Origin of the sequence: Pseudobutyrivibrio sp. YE44, assembly GCF_900104335.1 — a bacterium.
GTDB lineage: Bacteria > Bacillota > Clostridia > Lachnospirales > Lachnospiraceae > Pseudobutyrivibrio.
Genome location: NZ_FMXT01000003.1, coordinates 86,382 through 103,384, shown reverse-complemented (window position 1 = coordinate 103,384; position 17,003 = coordinate 86,382). Strand labels below are relative to the sequence as shown.

General features: G+C 34.7%; 15 protein-coding genes. All 15 read right to left on the bottom strand.

Annotated elements, in window-relative coordinates; genetic code table 11:
- Positions 1-21: 21 nt before the first annotated feature.
- The 15 genes from BLR54_RS07040 to BLR54_RS06970 all read right to left on the bottom strand — a co-directional run bounded on the left by BLR54_RS07040 (position 22) and on the right by BLR54_RS06970 (position 16,995).
- Positions 22-1,098: a DUF4422 domain-containing protein gene (locus BLR54_RS07040; RefSeq protein WP_090418734.1), complete on the bottom strand. Its 1,077-nt coding sequence runs from the start codon at positions 1,096-1,098 to the stop codon at positions 22-24.
- Between the two features lie 15 nt (positions 1,099-1,113).
- Positions 1,114-2,106: a class I SAM-dependent methyltransferase gene (locus BLR54_RS07035; protein WP_090418732.1), complete on the bottom strand. Its 993-nt coding sequence runs from the start codon at positions 2,104-2,106 to the stop codon at positions 1,114-1,116.
- A 28-nt stretch (positions 2,107-2,134) separates the two neighbouring features.
- Entirely contained in the window at positions 2,135-3,415 is a 1,281-nt protein-coding gene (locus BLR54_RS07030) for a glycosyltransferase family 2 protein (protein ID WP_176761881.1), read from the bottom strand.
- Between the two features lie 37 nt (positions 3,416-3,452).
- Positions 3,453-4,781 (bottom strand): glycosyltransferase, encoded by a 1,329-nt coding sequence (locus tag BLR54_RS07025; RefSeq protein WP_090418726.1) that lies wholly within the window; start codon positions 4,779-4,781, stop codon positions 3,453-3,455.
- A 4-nt stretch (positions 4,782-4,785) separates the two neighbouring features.
- Positions 4,786-5,358 carry an SIS domain-containing protein gene (locus tag BLR54_RS07020; RefSeq protein ID WP_090418723.1) on the bottom strand — a complete coding sequence of 191 codons (573 nt, stop codon included), beginning with the start codon at positions 5,356-5,358 and terminating at the stop codon, positions 4,786-4,788.
- A 3-nt stretch (positions 5,359-5,361) separates the two neighbouring features.
- Positions 5,362-6,675 carry an HAD-IIIA family hydrolase gene (locus BLR54_RS07015; protein WP_255396685.1) on the bottom strand — a complete coding sequence of 438 codons (1,314 nt, stop codon included), beginning with the start codon at positions 6,673-6,675 and terminating at the stop codon, positions 5,362-5,364.
- Position 6,676: 1 nt separating this feature from the next.
- Complete coding sequence (locus tag BLR54_RS07010; protein ID WP_090418720.1) at positions 6,677-7,615, bottom strand: NAD-dependent epimerase/dehydratase family protein; 939 nt, start codon at positions 7,613-7,615, stop codon at positions 6,677-6,679.
- A gap of 17 nt (positions 7,616-7,632) precedes the next feature.
- Positions 7,633-8,616, bottom strand: coding sequence for a GHMP family kinase ATP-binding protein (locus tag BLR54_RS07005; protein WP_090418717.1), 984 nt, complete (start codon positions 8,614-8,616; stop codon positions 7,633-7,635).
- A 29-nt stretch (positions 8,617-8,645) separates the two neighbouring features.
- Positions 8,646-9,947, bottom strand: a complete 1,302-nt coding sequence (locus BLR54_RS07000; RefSeq protein ID WP_090418714.1) for a protoporphyrinogen/coproporphyrinogen oxidase — start codon at positions 9,945-9,947, stop codon at positions 8,646-8,648.
- A gap of 28 nt (positions 9,948-9,975) precedes the next feature.
- Positions 9,976-10,965: a hypothetical protein gene (locus tag BLR54_RS06995; protein ID WP_090418711.1), complete on the bottom strand. Its 990-nt coding sequence runs from the start codon at positions 10,963-10,965 to the stop codon at positions 9,976-9,978.
- Positions 10,958-12,094 (bottom strand): AAA family ATPase, encoded by a 1,137-nt coding sequence (locus BLR54_RS06990; protein WP_090418709.1) that lies wholly within the window; start codon positions 12,092-12,094, stop codon positions 10,958-10,960. Before BLR54_RS06990 ends, BLR54_RS06995 begins: the two co-directional genes overlap by 8 nt.
- 93 nt (positions 12,095-12,187) lie before the next feature.
- The gene (locus BLR54_RS06985; protein WP_090418706.1) at positions 12,188-13,786 is read right to left on the bottom strand and encodes a glycosyltransferase; all 1,599 of its coding nucleotides are present in this window, start codon (positions 13,784-13,786) and stop codon (positions 12,188-12,190) included.
- Positions 13,787-13,813: 27 nt separating this feature from the next.
- Complete coding sequence (locus tag BLR54_RS06980) at positions 13,814-15,184, bottom strand: glycosyltransferase (protein ID WP_176761880.1); 1,371 nt, start codon at positions 15,182-15,184, stop codon at positions 13,814-13,816.
- A complete protein-coding gene (locus BLR54_RS06975) occupies positions 15,177-16,019 on the bottom strand; it encodes a CatB-related O-acetyltransferase (RefSeq protein WP_090418700.1) in 843 nt (280 codons plus the stop codon). Before BLR54_RS06975 ends, BLR54_RS06980 begins: the two co-directional genes overlap by 8 nt.
- A 16-nt stretch (positions 16,020-16,035) precedes the next feature.
- Entirely contained in the window at positions 16,036-16,995 is a 960-nt protein-coding gene (locus BLR54_RS06970; RefSeq protein WP_090418697.1) for a glycosyltransferase family 2 protein, read from the bottom strand.
- Positions 16,996-17,003 lie beyond the last annotated feature (8 nt).

The following is a 17,003-nucleotide window of genomic DNA, read 5'->3' as shown; positions in this document are numbered from 1 at the left end:
ATTAATTTATTTACAGTTTCCTCACTCCAAAAAATTCTTATCTGCAAACACAACATTATACTTATCCCTATTTCTCTCAAAGAAAAAAGTGATTAATCTTTCGGATAAGAATCCTGGATAGCGATTTTGGTAATTATCCTCTATAACTCCGCCCTGCTCAGCAACGTGAAACAATACTGGGAATAGCCACTCACATAATGAATCAAATACTTCTTTTCTGGCTATAAGCATATTGCAAGGATTATAAAGACCTGAATTTTTATAATACTCTATTGCTGATTCATATTCAGCCACATCTCTTTCCTTTAGGTACTCCAACATCAAATCCCAATACTTCTTTACATGCCTATTGCAATAGTTAGCTTCTACATTTGGATGAACATATAAAGGAACTGGGAGGATTACATCTATATCATTTTCTTCCATTATTTCAATCCAATTTTCTGGAAGAATAAAATGGCGGCGGTAATGTACCAAGCCAACGATATCATCCTTGGCATTTTTCCATATCCAATACAACGCTGTAAGCTCACAGAATTGCTTGTTTTTAGCAGAGATATTTTCACCAGTATTATCAAAAAATACAGCATCTATTCTGTCACTTGTTAGAGATGCTCCAACTTGGATTTTTTTCTCCATATCCAAAAATGAATAGTGCGACTTTAATTCCTTATCAAATATTGAATTAGCTACATAGATGGTAACATTCTTAGTAGTATCATGTTCACCAGCTGGGAGCTCATAGATTTTATCGTATTTACGATTTTGATTCTCATAGTACTTCTTCAAGTAATTATTTCGAAGTTCCATGTCCAGCCGGACATCCACAGGAATGATGTATTTCATGCCGCATTTAAGCAATGTCTTTGTTAAATGCTCTTGATTTACACCACGTGTTCCAATGTAAACCGTTTTATCCACATCCAGCTTGGAATTCTCATTAATTCTACATACAGGAACCCCATCCACCTCTGACGGGTTTTCTTCGTCATTATCATATAGATACGAAATAATTTCCACAGATGGATCCAAATACTTTAAATAATGTCCTGTTGAAATGCCTCGAGAATGCGCTCCCGCTATATATATTTTTGGCATAACCGTTCCCCCAATTTACATTAATACACAACCTATTCCCATCCATTGGTCTGGATATTTAGAAAAAATCCAGTGTTTCCTATCTTTTGTTCGTTCAAGCACCTCATTCCAGGTCCTAACTGCTCCACCATTCTCATCATCATATTCATGTGCATAGATATCATGAAATCCAACCAAAACCTTCGCTGCTATTCCCATATTTTCATAATCCTTAATTGATGCATCATAGGAATGATCTGCGTCTATAAACACAAAATCAAATTTCTCATTCCTATAATCATCTGATGTAGCTGGAATACATAATTCCAACTGAGGAAGAACACTCTTAAACAACTCGTAATCATCTATCCTATTGGCAATATCTATCATCTTGTATTTTAGATTCACGTTCTTACGTGCCAAAATTGAGCATATAAAGAATGCGCTTCTGCCTCTATACACACCTACTTCTGCCGCTGTCTGAATTTTCAAAACGGAGAGCCTACAACAAAACTGCGCAAATTCCTCTGGCACCTGCTGCAATCCATATACTGCCCAGTTTAGTTTTTCGTCTGCCTCATGCCAGTGTTCCTCATCAAAACAGAATAAACCATACTCTATAACTCGTGAATACATCCAATCGTAATCTGATATTTCCTTATCCGTTGCAGAAAGGATTTCTTTTATTACTTTAAGCTGCCTTTTGTTGGTAAATTCCAAATAATCACTTTCTGCCGTCTGCGAATCTAGTTCATTTATAGTGACACATTTATCTGCATAAACCTTTCCTAAACCCGCAATCTGCTGCTTAGCACTCTCTATATCAGCAACCTCAACAGTCAGCAGAATATAATCCATATCCAAACTTTCCATCTCTGTTGGATCTACAACTTTTGCACCGTAGATTGCTCCCTTGATCGAATTAGTCGACACATAAGCTACAATCTTATAGTTTTCTTCTAACCATTTTCTATACATGGCAGTTCTTCTGCCTGTGCCCCAAACGACAACCTTTTTCTTTTCAGCCATACAAAACCTCATATATCCCGCTTCAAGACTAATAAAAAATAACCTTCACCTTAGAATTCATCTTTTTTATTTGTTCATATATCTCCTGACCATGCTTCTCATTTGCAACTATTACTCTTGCATCACTTGTTAACTCCACAAGCTTATTCGGTGAAACAACGGTAATTCCATTCACCGTAGTATTCCATGTACTTTCAGCGTTATCCATAAAATACTCTGCCTTGAATCCAATTTCTCTAATATATCTTTCGGCCTCTCGGCCATATATTCCGCAGCCAAAGATTATTATCGGAGAACCTTCCGTCAAGAATTTTTTAAATTCGTATTTACGATTTTTTCTTAATTCTACATACTTATCAATAGAATCAGTTACACTCTTATAAGTCATCTTTAAAGCATCAGGTAAAGTTTCGTAACTTACATGTCCGTCACAACTCGCCATATGGAGCAAATCAACAAACCAAGTCAGAATCTCGCGTCCCTGAACACTTTCCAAAAAATCTTCTGCACTTTCCATGCACGCTCTACAAAATGCCCTTGCCATCCTTGTATATAGCAGTCTTTTCTCATCATCGCAGCTAATAGCATCCACTAAAAATCCATATTCTTGTCGTAAATAAATCAAGGATTTTCCTGTATTTGATGATGCTCCATCTCTATCTGTACAATATCTATACAAAGATTGGTCTACATATCTTACTCGCTTCGCAACCGCCTTTACCCTATGTAAGAACCCCACATCTTGAAATGCTGCCCCTGAGGTTTCTGAAAATCTTATTCTTTTTTCTTTTAAAAATGAAGTCTTATATATTCCATTCCATAGATAGCTATCATTTGACATTTCTATAGGGTGTTCCATTGGCACAAACACTGACTGATAAAACAACTTATTATCGGTTATATTTCGTCTTGTAAAAACTCTTTCTCCATAAGCATCTGTTATATATGCATCGTAATCAGACTTCACGTAATCCAAATCCTCCTTCGATGCAATTTTATAAAGTATTTCACACATATCTAGCGAGATAAAATCATCGGTTTCAAGTATTGCTATATATTCACCAATAGCCTTTTCTATCCCCATATTAACTTGGAATCCGTAGCTTTTTATTGGACTTTGCAAAGCGATAATTCTGTCATCTTTAGCAACAGCCTTCGAAATAATATCAACAGTTCCATCCGTAGACCCCGCATCAACAGATATTATCTCTATATCTCTTATTGTCTGTTCTCTGGCACTTTTAATAGCTTCTCCAATATAATCTGCCACATTAAGAGATGGCATTATTATTGAAACTTTTGGTCGCATATTATTCCCTCCAAAAGCGCCTTTCATGAATTGACTTCTAAATTAACAGTCTGACGCATTTATCAATATCACAGATATAAATCTTACTTGGTTCTATTCCATTTTCTATCAAGTAATCATATATTTCCCCGCTATGCTCGCGATTCGCCACCAAATAAAGCGGATTAGCAACCCCACTTTTTGACTCCTCAAGAGAAAAAATCACCTTGCCATTAAGCTTCTGTCCATGTTTTCTAACATCACTGTCTATATATCCTTTGATATCATATCCACGTGTAGATAAGAAATAATGAAGATTTGCGCCATAGCTTCCCGCACCATAAATATATATATAATCGCGCCCTGTTATCGCGGATATTAATTCTTTCTCTCGTCTTATTCGCTCCTCATCCTCTGCCTTCTCGACAGATAAGTATTCCTCCTCTGAACGCAGTAACATGTCAAGTTTCTTTAGTTCATCTTCATAAAAAATACTTCTATTTACAGATTTATCATAATACTCTGTCAAAACCTGCCTCATTCTATGAATAACCTGCGGTTTAAGATCTTCATCAATACGCTTCAAAGCCATACAATTATCATAGAAAAAACCTCGACAGTATGGAGTCCTTAATTTTTCAAAATCAATTTGCCCCTCTGAAATCTCTTTAAGAATATATTCATATTCCACGCAAACATTCATTGTCTTTTTTGGATCTTTGACAGATGCATAGGGATTATCTGACCTATAATGATAGAAACTATCCTTCATCAAATAGACTTTTGTAGCATATGCAAATGTAAGAAACCAAAAACCTGTATCCTGAAAGGCAGCTCCTGGGGTTTCATTATGTCGAATGTTGTACTTTCTTAAAAAATCTACTCTATAAAGACCAAGCCACTCAAACATAACCCACTTAAAGCATCCCATATATTCCCTTGGATTAAGAATCTTCTCGTAATCATTGCTATTCAACGCAACTGTTTTTGGAAAGTCATATCTATTTTCTCCCTCTCCAATAAAAGAACTGAAATTAGATTTTACGAAATCTACTCCAGTTCTCTCTGCTACCTGATACAACTTTTCCAGCATATCTAATTCAATGTAATCATCTGACTCTACAATGGCATAATATTCCCCTTTAGCCATATCAATTGCCACATTTTTAGAATAACCAGTGCTCTTCTTAATGTCATCAACCAAGGTCACTCTGGTATCCTTCTTCATATACTCTTCTATTATTTCCCGGGTGCCATCTGTAGAAAATGCATCCACAACTATGACCTCGATATCTTTCAAAGTCTGTCCCAAGACACTATCCAAGCATTTACCTATATACTGAGCAACATTAAAAGATGGCACTACAACTGTGACCTTAGGTTCCATCAATTTAGCATCCTTTCATTCCCGACAAAATGAACATCATCATATGGTTTAACACAAGATGTATATCCTCAACTATCTGCATATTATCGATATTAACATGTATATTGTATTTTGATATCTCTTTCAGCTTACCACCGCTATAACCTGTTAGTGCTATAGTATCCGCTCCTATACTGTTGGCATATTCAAAAGCTTTAATAACATTAGTGGAATTACCACTACCAGAGATTCCTATTACAATATCGCCTAACTTCAACTTATTTCGGAGTGGAACAACAAAAATATCATCGTATCCAATATCATTGGCAATAGCCATAAGCATAGGAACATTATCACTCAAACATTCAATATCATACTTAACTGTTTGGTCATAACTTATACCTTTATTGAAATCACATTCTAAGTGCGCTGCAGTTGAAGCACTTCCACCGTTTCCACAAATAAAAACTCGCTTCCCCTTTAACCTTGCATTCTCAAGGACATTCATCACCTCATTTATTTCTTCTCCATCCAGGTTGTCCAATACCTGCTTTTCCATGTCTATATACTGCTTGATTTGAGCCTTGTAATCAGTCATCTCTCACTCCCCCACAATCTGTTTAACTGCCTCTAAAAGATTATCTGCTACAAAATCTGGTTCTACATAATACTTCTTATCCTGCCCACCTTCGCCAGTCTTTACTAATATGGTTTTCACTCCTGCATTTATTCCTGTTTGAATGTCTTGAGTAGTATCACCAATCATATAAGATTTTGATAAATCAATGTTATATTTCTTTACCATCCTATCTATCATGCCCGTCTTTGGCTTTCGACATTCACACACAATTTTGTATGCAGGATTTTCCTCTGGGTATCCTTTGTCAGGATGATGTGGACAAAAGGCTATATCATCTACATATGCTCCATCATTTCCAAGAATAGACTCCATTTTCTTATGGATATACTCAACATCTGATATGTCACATAGTCCTCTTGCAACCACTGGCTGATTTGTAATAACTATAGCTAGATAGCCTGACTGGTTTATTAGTTTTATCGCCTCTGAAGCGCATTCTTCTAAGACTAATTGCTCATCCTTGTATACCAATCCAACCTGCTTATTGATAGTACCGTCTCTATCCAAGAATATACATTTCTGTTTTTTCTCTAAACATTTCTCCTCCCACACCCCTGCCTTTTGCTCTATACATGCATTTGCAAAACGCTCTGGTGTACCAACATCTTTAACATATTCTGGAGTAATATATCCGTAGACTTTTCCTGTTCCCATTAATGGGGCCAACAAGTCTTTTTCCAAGTCCGTTTTCTTTAATTCTTGTATCGTATTTACGAATTTTTCACTTAAAATATAAATACCTGCATTTACACAATTGGAATACCAATAATCTCTTTTATTATTCTTTGAATCTATTCCAATAACCTCTTCATTCTCTGCCAAGATTAACAAATCTGAATCATATGGATGGGCATTGGGATGTGCCAACAAAGTAGCATCACCCATGTGCTTCTCATGAAAAGAAATAATTCTATTCCAATCGATACAAAACATTACGTCTCCGAAAATCAAGATGTAATCTCTATCTGAATAGAATTCGTTTAAATAATATAAAGCTCCAGCAGAACCTAATGGTTCTTTCTCCTCTATATAACGAATAGAAACTCCAAAAGAGCTTCCATTACCAAAGTATTCTTTAATCTTTTCACCTAAATGTCCTATGATAATTACAAATTCTTTGATCCCATATTTTGCCACATTTTCAATTTGCCACTGAATCATAGGTTTTCCATTCAATTCAAGCATAGGTTTAGGAATTTGGTCATGAGTTAGGCTAACCATTCTTGTACCTTTTCCGCCTGCTTGAATCACTGCAACATACTTCGAGTTATTCAAATTATGCCTCCAGATTTTTTCTCACTGTAATCCTTACTGCTTCATCAGAATTGTACTTTGCCTTCCAACCTGCTACATGTATTTTATCTATGTTATATTGAAATCTAGGAACATCTCCTTTCCAACCACCTTCACCACCGGTGTAGTTATACTTGACATTTTTTAGTCCCATTTCTTCGCAAATAATATCTGCAATCTTAGTAACACTGGTCGCCCCTTCAACACCAACGTTGTAAAGTGTTACTCCCTGTGGTGCTTCCATAAACTGAAGCATCGCATCGACTAAATCCTGAACATAAATATATGGCTTCGTCTGGCGGCCATCTCCAAGAATTCGTAGCTGTGAACTATCCTCTTTTAATCGATGCATAAAATCGTATATAACGCCGTGAGTTAAGTTCTCACCAATAACATTAGGAAATCTAAAAACCAACACAGACATATCATTCATGTATGAAAAAGCACTGATTAAAGCCTCGCTTCCAAGCTTTGCTGCACCATAATAGGAAATTGGAGCAAGCCCTGGAGTGTTTTCATCCAACTCTACATCTCTTTTATCTCCATAAACTGCAGAGGTCGATGAAAAAAACAGTTTCTTAATATTATGCTTTCTCATGCAAGATAGTATTTGAAAAGTTGTAGAATACGTATTTACGTACTCAACATCAGGATTGCTAGCACTGGCCTGGATATCTGAATTTGCCGCCAAATGAAAAACATATTCTGGTTTGAAGGTTGTAAACACTTCATCCAGCTCATCAAGTTTTGACGCATCACCTTTTACAAGTTCAAATTTGCTATTTTTCTCTAATTCTCTAATATTATCCTCATTACCCAGAGAAAAATTATCAAAACAAGCAACCTGATGGCCCATCTCTAAAAGCCTTTTACAAAGATTGCTTCCAATAAAACCTGCGCCACCTATAACAATTACTCTCATAATAACACTCTCCCAAATTACCAGTATTTATCTCCAATATATACAACAGATGTTCCATCATGTTCAAAAGCACAAGGGAACCTACGTAAGTTCAATGCCTCCAGCAAGTGCTTTTGTCTATATTTTTCACAATAGAACAACAGGAATCCTCCACCTCCTGCACCAAGAAGCTTTCCTCCAGACGCACCATTTGCCATGGCACACTCATACATCTCATCAATACGAGGATCTGTTATTCCACTTGCCAATTCTCGTTTCTTTTTCCAACCCTCATCAAGAATTGCCCCAAAATCTGATAAATCATTATTCTCAAGAGATTTTTTCATAGCATGAGCCAAACCACACATATGAATCAGATTATCTGTCTTATCCTTCTGTGAGATATTATTCTTTTGCTCTGCCAATATTTTATTAGCATCGTGTGTTAACCCCGTGTAAAGAATAATCAAATTGTCTTGTAGTGCCTGACTTGTCTCTGGCTCCATGATAATCGGACTTACCGAAACAGTATCATCCTTATGAAATTCAATGAAATTCAATCCACCGAATGCTGCTGCATATTGATCCTGCTTACCAATAGGATTACCCAACTTATTGATTTCTACATCACATGCTTCTTCAGCTATTCTACCCTTAGACACATACTTACCCTTGTAACAATAAATTGTGTTTAAAAGACCTACTGTGAAAGTGCTGGAAGAGCCAAGTCCAGTACCGCTTGGAACATCGGCAGTACTAGTTATCTCTATCCCCTTAAGGTTCATATCTCCTAGTACTTCCTTAAAGATTGTATGCTTGATTTCACTTATATCATTAACAATCTCTGTGCGAGAATATTTAAGGGCAGTTTTTTCCTCATCAAAATAGGGATGAATGGATATATACATATACCTATTTATAGATGTACTAAGAACGCATCCACCATGCTCCCTATAAAATTTTGGAATATCACTACCTCCTCCACAAAAGCTAACTCTAAAAGGTGTTTTTGTAATAATCATTAGCTCATACCTCCCCAGGTAAGTATCTATCAAAAGGATTCAGCCATATTCTTTGCTTCTCTCAAAACCTTATCCATATTCCAATATTCAAAGTTTCCGAAACGACCATTTAAATCTATTCCTTCAGCTTTGTAGTAATCTCTGATAGCTGTCATGTTCTCTTTATGCTTTAGGTCATAAATCACATAGGCATATTCATGCCTAGTAATGTTTATAAAGGTTGTATCTGCTAATTCTTTCGCAAATCCAACACGAACCATACCATCGGAAATTCTATGTTTTAATTCTTCTTCATTAAGTTGGTCTGTATAATCCCCTTTTCTATAGGTGACCTCCACCATATATGTTGCTGAGTCTGATTTATAAGCATCTCCTAGAAAATCCATCTTAGATATTCGGTGAAAAATAATATCTTTTTCTGGATTCATAAACGCAAAATTGTCGCCACTTAAATCTTCTTTAGTTTTTACAAAAGCAATAATTATTGAATTATATTTTAAGTCGTTGACATGCTCTACCACACTTGATGGAGCAGCTTTGTATGCCGTGTTCAATGCCTGTATTGGAATTGTGGAAATTAATCTATCAGATACATACTCGTTCTCTGAATTAGTTCTTATACCAAAGCTTCCATCCTCTGTTTTCCATACTTCTGATACTTCTTCATTTAAATGAATGGTACATTTCTCAGTTAGCTTTCTTGCAAATCCTTTAGGCACTGCTTCTATACCACCTTCACTTGGGAAATGAAAATATAATTGATGAACATAACCATCCACTGTCTCACCAGAGGCACTTCTCATTATTTCCTCATCGGTAGGCTGAGGTATTCTTTCCACCATCTGTGTATCCATAAAGGATGGATCATACTTCCAAATCTTCTCATTGTACGGACGTAAATATGTATTTGTTATTCCTTCACCAAAAGTCTTTAAAAAGAATTGCAGCATGTTCTTAGGCTCATATCCCCTATATGGATTAGCCTTAAACATGCTGACACAATAATCCAAATCATCCTTTGGTAATTTGGACAAATCATTTTCAAATGGATATTGGACCCACCGGCCCTTGTAGATAATCTGATTAGAGCGTTTTAAATCATTTTTTGCATCAAGAACAGAGAGCATAAGCTCTAGCATCTCTTTATCCTTCGAGAAAAGAATATGAGGACCTATATCATAGGTATAGCCATCTTTTCTAATACTACGACAAAGTCCTGCTATATCATCATCTTTTTCGATGATATCAATGTGTTCAATATCATCTCTGTCCTGCAAAAAATACGCAAGTGAAATTCCTGATAAACCAGCCCCAAGTATTGTAATATTCATAGTTATACACCCCACAGCATAACCATTGCTAATTAACAATTATTTTAAAATTGTAATCAGCAAGATAAAACACCATTGTCGCTAAGACCCAAACAAAACCATCTTCTTGACACTCACTAACTCTGTTTTGTAGTTCTAATATTTCTATATCTGATATTTCACTGTATATATCTTGTAACTTTTGATTTTCTATTTCATATATATTTCTAGTTATATAGTTCGCCTTTCGGATGGATTCCCTTGTTATTGCATTTATTAAAGACCTTGTTGTAGCCCAATAATCCTTTCCACACATTTCATTCGCTTTAATCGCACAAATAAGATTATTTATATAATGATAACAACCTTCTTTATCCTTAGTCTTAAGATTTGAAATCAAATCCATAACATTTGCTTTATCAGAACAAAAGTCCAATTCTAGAATTCTCTCTCTTATTCTCTCATCTGAAACCTTTTTCGCAATTTTTTGAGGATATTTAATTACAGAACTAACATAGGTTTTGTCTACTTTTCCTTTAAAAGATTTACCACTTAAATCTGATACAGAAACAGTTTTATCCTTGTACGCTGAAGAAGGCCATCCATCAAAATCTTGTATTGCTTCTATCATTGGATAATTAATATATAGCTTTCCTTGGTCAGTCGAATCCGAAAAGTACTTCAACATCCTTTGTATCTTCTCACCAGTAAAAAATGTATCTTGTCTTTCATAGTCAAATATCATAAAAATTTCTCTATAATCATCTTTTCTAGAAGCTTCTATACTTCCCTCCATTTTGCTGACTATGAAAGCTAAATCTACATCCTCTTCATCCCAACATTCGTCATACTCTTGCACTATTTTATTGTAAAGATTATATATGTTACTGCCAAAAACAACTATTTCGTTTTCTGCAACATTAATTTCTGGATATGCTTTAAATATCAAATGGATAAAGTCATCTCTTTCTTTTACTCCTTCAACTATAAAAAGCATTTTTCGACGTGAAGGTCTCTCTAAATACAAATAATCACTCATATTTTTCAAATTCTCCACTTATAAATAGCTTTTCTAGGTTGTGACCTTCTCGTAGCTCTCTTGCAGTAGCATCACAAAGTGCTGTAAGTGTTCCTTCGGATGACAATATAAACACGCAGTCTGGACGAACAAGTCGATTTGTCATCAGATTCGTATTATGGGTGGTCATAATAACCTGCGAGTTAGGTCTATTCATTTTGAAAAATTTAATTACCTTTTCTGCCATTTCATAGTGATAAAAAGCATCAAATTCATCAAGATATATGAACGAATCATTAACCGATGATGTTATTTTTCTATATAAATCTATTAATCTTAGTGTTCCACTAGATGCATTTTGTATAAATGGAATCGGTCTTTTATAATCAAAATAAATATCCTTCTCCCAATCAGTTCTTTTTTGGATAGAAAGTTTACATTTGACTCCCATAACATTTAAAAACTGCTGAAAATCTTCCAATTTTCCATTGTCCAAAGCCTCAACAAAGGATTGATATGAATAACTACCATTATACTCTAGGGTTTCGTTTGCCGAGAAAAACCTCATCCCATCAATTGAATCAGCCAATTGTCTCAATAATGATTTTTCTTCTAAAACGGTATTATTTATAATCCATCTTAAAAAAGGTACATTCTCTCTTTCAATAGCGTCGCTATTATTTTGATTTAATTCTTTGAACCTATCTGCAAGTGCAGGCATAACATCTAATCCAACTATATTGAATTGGCATTCATCTGTTAGAAAATCATATTCGAAGGTTACATCTCCATCAACCGTCATTTTCTCATATATTAGCTGTCTTTTTTCGTTTCTCCAGTATTCATATTCAAGATTTATCCCGTCAAATACAAAATCATATATAAATACAGCATGTGTACTATCTGAATCAGCATTCAAAAAGGTTTGGGTATTCTTGACTTTTTCCAAACCCATAATATCTCTAATGTCAAAAAGCGCCAAACCCAGGTTAGTTTTACCACTAGCATTCTTTCCATACAGAAGCATTTTTGAAACAAGACCATCACAAAGACAGTCTTGATTAAACTGATATTTACCTACATTAGCGAAGTCAATTTTTATTGAGTTCTTAAAATTTTTATAATTCTGCACCTGAAAGCTTTTTAACATGACAACATTCCTCATAAAAAATCATTTATATCTTGATTTTAGTAGATTCTCCCTTCATTTGCAACACCATCCGTAATTTTTTTACGGATGGTGTTAGCTTATTATTTTTCTTCTTATCTCATATGCCACATTATGATAAAACGCATCATTCACATGATATGGTGCACATCCGAATGGAAAACCTTCATAGGAGAAAAAGCTTTCATTTTCATTTGGTGTAATCACTACTACCCCTGGACATTTTTCGATAAAGTAATCATAGTATCGATCTAGCTTTTTGTTTATTTGTTCTATCCATTCGTGATTAAAAAATATAGCTGTGCCCTTGTAAAATCCCATTCTATTGCACAAACGGTTTCTAACAAGCACTATACGAGTTGCATCTGTAACTATTAAAAGCTTTTCTATTAATCGATCACAAGCTTCCCTGAACAAAACATCTGCTTCATCACTTAGTCTACTTATTCTTTTAACATCACACTCTGATGTAACCGTGTCTTCATATAAATCACTCCAAGTAAAGTATGAATCACCCTTTTTTCCAATATCAAAACGTTCTTCTAGAAAATCTATAAATATGTACTCGCCTGTTTTAGGCTTTATCTCTGTTAAGAAGCCTTTTTGAAAGTCATTCTCAAACCATCTTTTTCTATTATTATCTTTCAGTTCTACCCCAGGTGCTTTCAACGGAGAAGACATCAAACTTACAACTGAAGAATACTGCTGATGTACTCTGATTTCATCAAAAGAATGATAGGCTAGCCATACCTCTCGCCTAAGGCTATAGCTGCCAATGATGTATTGCTTTTCAAATATATCTGGGTATCTATTAGTATGATAACTCTTTATTTTTTTAATCAGTTCATCTGCTTCAGCGTCAATATTTCCGTTAGCCACATTACGCATTGAATCTACGCCAGCCAAGGCAGTGTCTACAGAAATCATTCTTAAGATTTGGTGTAATGAATCGTCGTTCTCTCTTTTAAAATAGTCGTGGAGTGTATTTAGGCAAACATCCATTGTTGACCACGCTTTTATAGTGTTTACAAGGCTTCCTCCACGTTCAGCATGATAGTAATACAACGGCTCCCTTACTCGCGCAATACCTCTTGCTTTATAAAGTACATAGTGCATAACAGCCCTATCTTCTGCCGCGCACCAAGGAGTTTTTATACGGTTTTCAGTAAACAGTTTTTTTCTAAAAAGCTTACCGTTTATACTCACTTCCAACATCTGTAAGATTTCAGGATTCTCATCATAACATTCTGACCCATCCTGCATAATTGGCTTAGTCATTGGATATTTGTTAGTTACTCTTCCATCTGAACTAAAATGATAGTTTATCCTGTCACACATACAAATATCTGCATTCGACTCTAAAATAGCATTGCTCATCTTCTCAAGATAAGTAAGATTCCACCAATCATCAGAATCTATGAACGTAACATACTCTCCTCTGGCATATTCTACGCCTTCATCCCGAGCTGGTCCCAAGCCTTTGCTTTTTTGAAAGTAACGTTTTATTCTAATGTCCTTCTTTACCCAGGAATCTTCACGCTCAATAGTACCATCAGTGGAATTACCATCAATTATTATAACTTCAAAGTCAGAATATGTTTGATTGATAATCGAGTCCAAACATCTGTCTATGTATTTTTTCACATTGTATGTTGGTACTATTATGCTTATCATGTAGACCAATACTCCTATATCTGTTATCTATAATATCTGTCCTACATATCTTCCATCCAATTCATTATTTGTCATTTCATAATACGATATATGTGACTTATCTACCCCTAAATCCATCAACTGCCTCATACAATCTAGATAATATTTTTGATTTGCAATCAAATAATAAGCATCTCCGTACTTATTTATAGCATAATCTGGTGTATACACATCCTTTCCTCTAATTAGCTGATTCTCGTGAGCTTTATTATCACAAAAAGCAATTATTTTTATATCTTCAAATTGTTCTAATACTGCGCATATTCTAGTGCCAAATACTCCAGCACCAAAAATTATTACACTTTTTCCACGCATGTTTTTGATTATACTTTTTAGATAATTATCCTTTGCAAGTATTATAGATTTGACATATTCACAGTATAATTCAAAATTATCCTTTAAAAGCGCCAACTCACAGTATTTCTCCATACCTATCATTTTAGGTGTAATATAAGCCTCGCCAGCATGTAGGTCATATATCCATTTTTCTATAACCTGTTTTTGCTCGCCTGAAAGTTCAAAGTCATTCTTTACGTATAGCTCCACCCATCGTTTTAATGTATAAAACATTTTGTCGTAATAAATCGACCAATGTTCTGACATCGTTTCTGAAGAATTATTCAAGATATTCCTAACAAAAAGAAATTCTCCATAATCCTTAACTATTCCATTAAGATTATTCATAGATGAATTAGCATTATCGTTGCGATAAAAATAATATGACTCATCGAGATACATAGCTTTTCTTGCTTTTAATATTGTTTGCCATTGAAATCCATGATCTTGATATGATGGACCTTTTGATTCATTTAATTTTACGTTCTTATCCTTCAGATATTCCCTTCTATAAATACCGTTCCACATACAATGATCAAACCAATTAACCTCAGGATACATGGATGGATTAATAATAAGGCCATAGTTTCTCTCATATGGAGACTCTCTGAAAACTCGTTCTTCCTCAAAAAAACGTTCGTTTCCTACATCTGTAAAATTCGTATGGTTACCCTTGACATAGTCCAAGTTATTGGCTTCGGCTACATTATATAACCTTTCAAACATATCTAATCTGACATAATCATCCGTCTCTACAAATCCTACATATTTTCCTCTTGAAATAGCGATTCCAATATTGTATGCATAACCGCAACTTCCCATATCATCATCTAACAAAATTATCCTATTATCATCATTCTTATATTCCTCAATTATTTCTCTTGTACCATCGGTAGAATTAGCGTCAACACATATTATTTCTATATCACGTAGCGTCTGGTTAATCACGCTTTCCAAACATTCTTTAATATAATCTTTTACATTTTTAGATGGTAATACAATAGATACTTTGATTTCATTCATAGTCAGCCCCATATCTTTTTATAAATTTATCAATATCGTAAAAATCCTTATAGCACATCTTTATTTTTTCAATTGGCCAATCCCACCAAGCCAATTTATTCAAAGCGGCTATTTGCTTTTCGTTAAACCGATATCTAATTATCCTAGCAGGATTTCCCACCACAACTGCATAATCAGGAATATCTTTTGTTATTATACTTCCTGCTCCAGCAATTACACCATTTCCTATTCTTGCTCCATTCGTAACTACAACGTTCTGACCAAACCATACATCATTTCCTATAACAACCTTTTTATTTATACTTTCCCATGTGTACTCTTTATCTTGTTGTAATTCCTTGCAATTAGTAAACTCAAATAAAAATTCATGAGTCGACACAGCATCAAGAAGATGGTTTCCTACCACACAACATCCAGGTGCAAAACTACAAAAAGAACCAATACTATCAATCAATGGTTCATAATTATCAACTAACGGTCCATACGAAAATCGTCCAACCTTATTCTTTTTTTCTGACTTATCATCAACCAAACTTACTATATTAGATTCATCTATATAAACAGTTAACTCGTTATAAATATCAGCGTTTTTTGATGTCAAAAGTATTACTGAATCACTAACATCATTGTCTTTTAAATCCCTAACAGCCAAAACATTTTTATTGTAAATACTTAGACCATTATCTACTATTAAATACTCTTGTATATCAAATTGTATGTTTAATACATTCTTCACCCTCATTCCACGTTCGCCAAATGGGCAAATTATAAATTTTGACACACCTTTTTCAAGACTATCCTTTATGACCTTATCAGCGAAAGAAACTAATTCCATAATATACGTCCCCACATTAATCAATAAAGAAAATATCATCGATTGAATCGTATGTTTCAATTTTATTATTAAAAAGTATGTCTCCTGTATGTTCTCTAACCCACCAATAGTGAAGAACATGCATCATAACCGCATTGTTAGAAAATTTAACCTCTTTATTCCTTGCATAAATCTCATAGCAATATGTTTTTAGCTTATCCTCTAGATTATAATCAGGGGTAATTAGAGAAGCCTTAAACTCAAATAATTTTCTATCCTCATCTTTTATTTCAATACCAAATATGCTCCTCAACGATTCACCTACAATCAACGGATACTCAGCATTAATTGTATGCAATTTTTCATTGGAAATATTACTCTCCCCTTCATAATACTCCCCAAGTATTTCAGGTAAATTTTCAATCTTCGTTACTCTCATTAGCTCGGTCCATAATTTAAAATCTTCTATTGAACTATTTTTATCATAACTAAAACCTTGCTCGGAGAACAATTTTCGCCTCATCATAACCGTCGAATGACACATGTTACAATCAAACAGTAAAATTGCTCGACATTTATCATACTTTCTAGCTGGTGCGTGTACCCAATCACTTTTTCCGAAATGATGCTGCCAAGTGCCTAGCACTCCAACATCATCATTTTCTTCTAAATACTTGACCTGTTTTTCTATTCTTTCTTTATGCGCCAAATCATCTGCATCTAATCGAGCTATGTACTTTCCGTCAGCATTTTGTATACCTATATTTAAAGATTCTGCCAAACCTTCTTTTTTCTTATTCTGAATCAGTTTAATTCTCGAATCTTTTTTTCTATAAGAGATAGCAATTTCAGCTGTTTCATCACATGTTGTTGCCTCATTAACAATTATTAATTCCCAGTTGCTATAGGTTTGTGCCAAAACGCTATCTATAGCAAAGATCAACCTGGCCGCTGCGTTATACGTAGGCATAACAATACTTACTTTTTCTTCTTCCATATATACCT

Coding starts and splice junctions, on each gene's coding strand:
- BLR54_RS07040 (WP_090418734.1), bottom strand. CDS start 1,098: ATGCCAAAAATATATATAGCGGGAGCGCATTCTCGAGGCATTTCAACA.
- BLR54_RS07035 (WP_090418732.1), bottom strand. CDS start 2,106: ATGGCTGAAAAGAAAAAGGTTGTCGTTTGGGGCACAGGCAGAAGAACT.
- BLR54_RS07030 (WP_176761881.1), bottom strand. CDS start 3,415: ATGCGACCAAAAGTTTCAATAATAATGCCATCTCTTAATGTGGCAGAT.
- BLR54_RS07025 (WP_090418726.1), bottom strand. CDS start 4,781: ATGGAACCTAAGGTCACAGTTGTAGTGCCATCTTTTAATGTTGCTCAG.
- BLR54_RS07020 (WP_090418723.1), bottom strand. CDS start 5,358: ATGACTGATTACAAGGCTCAAATCAAGCAGTATATAGACATGGAAAAG.
- BLR54_RS07010 (WP_090418720.1), bottom strand. CDS start 7,615: ATGAGAGTAATTGTTATAGGTGGCGCAGGTTTTATTGGAAGCAATCTT.
- BLR54_RS07005 (WP_090418717.1), bottom strand. CDS start 8,616: ATGATTATTACAAAAACACCTTTTAGAGTTAGCTTTTGTGGAGGAGGT.
- BLR54_RS07000 (WP_090418714.1), bottom strand. CDS start 9,947: ATGAATATTACAATACTTGGGGCTGGTTTATCAGGAATTTCACTTGCG.
- BLR54_RS06995 (WP_090418711.1), bottom strand. CDS start 10,965: ATGAGTGATTATTTGTATTTAGAGAGACCTTCACGTCGAAAAATGCTT.
- BLR54_RS06990 (WP_090418709.1), bottom strand. CDS start 12,094: ATGTTAAAAAGCTTTCAGGTGCAGAATTATAAAAATTTTAAGAACTCA.
- BLR54_RS06985 (WP_090418706.1), bottom strand. CDS start 13,786: ATGATAAGCATAATAGTACCAACATACAATGTGAAAAAATACATAGAC.
- BLR54_RS06980 (WP_176761880.1), bottom strand. CDS start 15,184: ATGAATGAAATCAAAGTATCTATTGTATTACCATCTAAAAATGTAAAA.
- BLR54_RS06975 (WP_090418700.1), bottom strand. CDS start 16,019: ATGGAATTAGTTTCTTTCGCTGATAAGGTCATAAAGGATAGTCTTGAA.
- BLR54_RS06970 (WP_090418697.1), bottom strand. CDS start 16,995: ATGGAAGAAGAAAAAGTAAGTATTGTTATGCCTACGTATAACGCAGCG.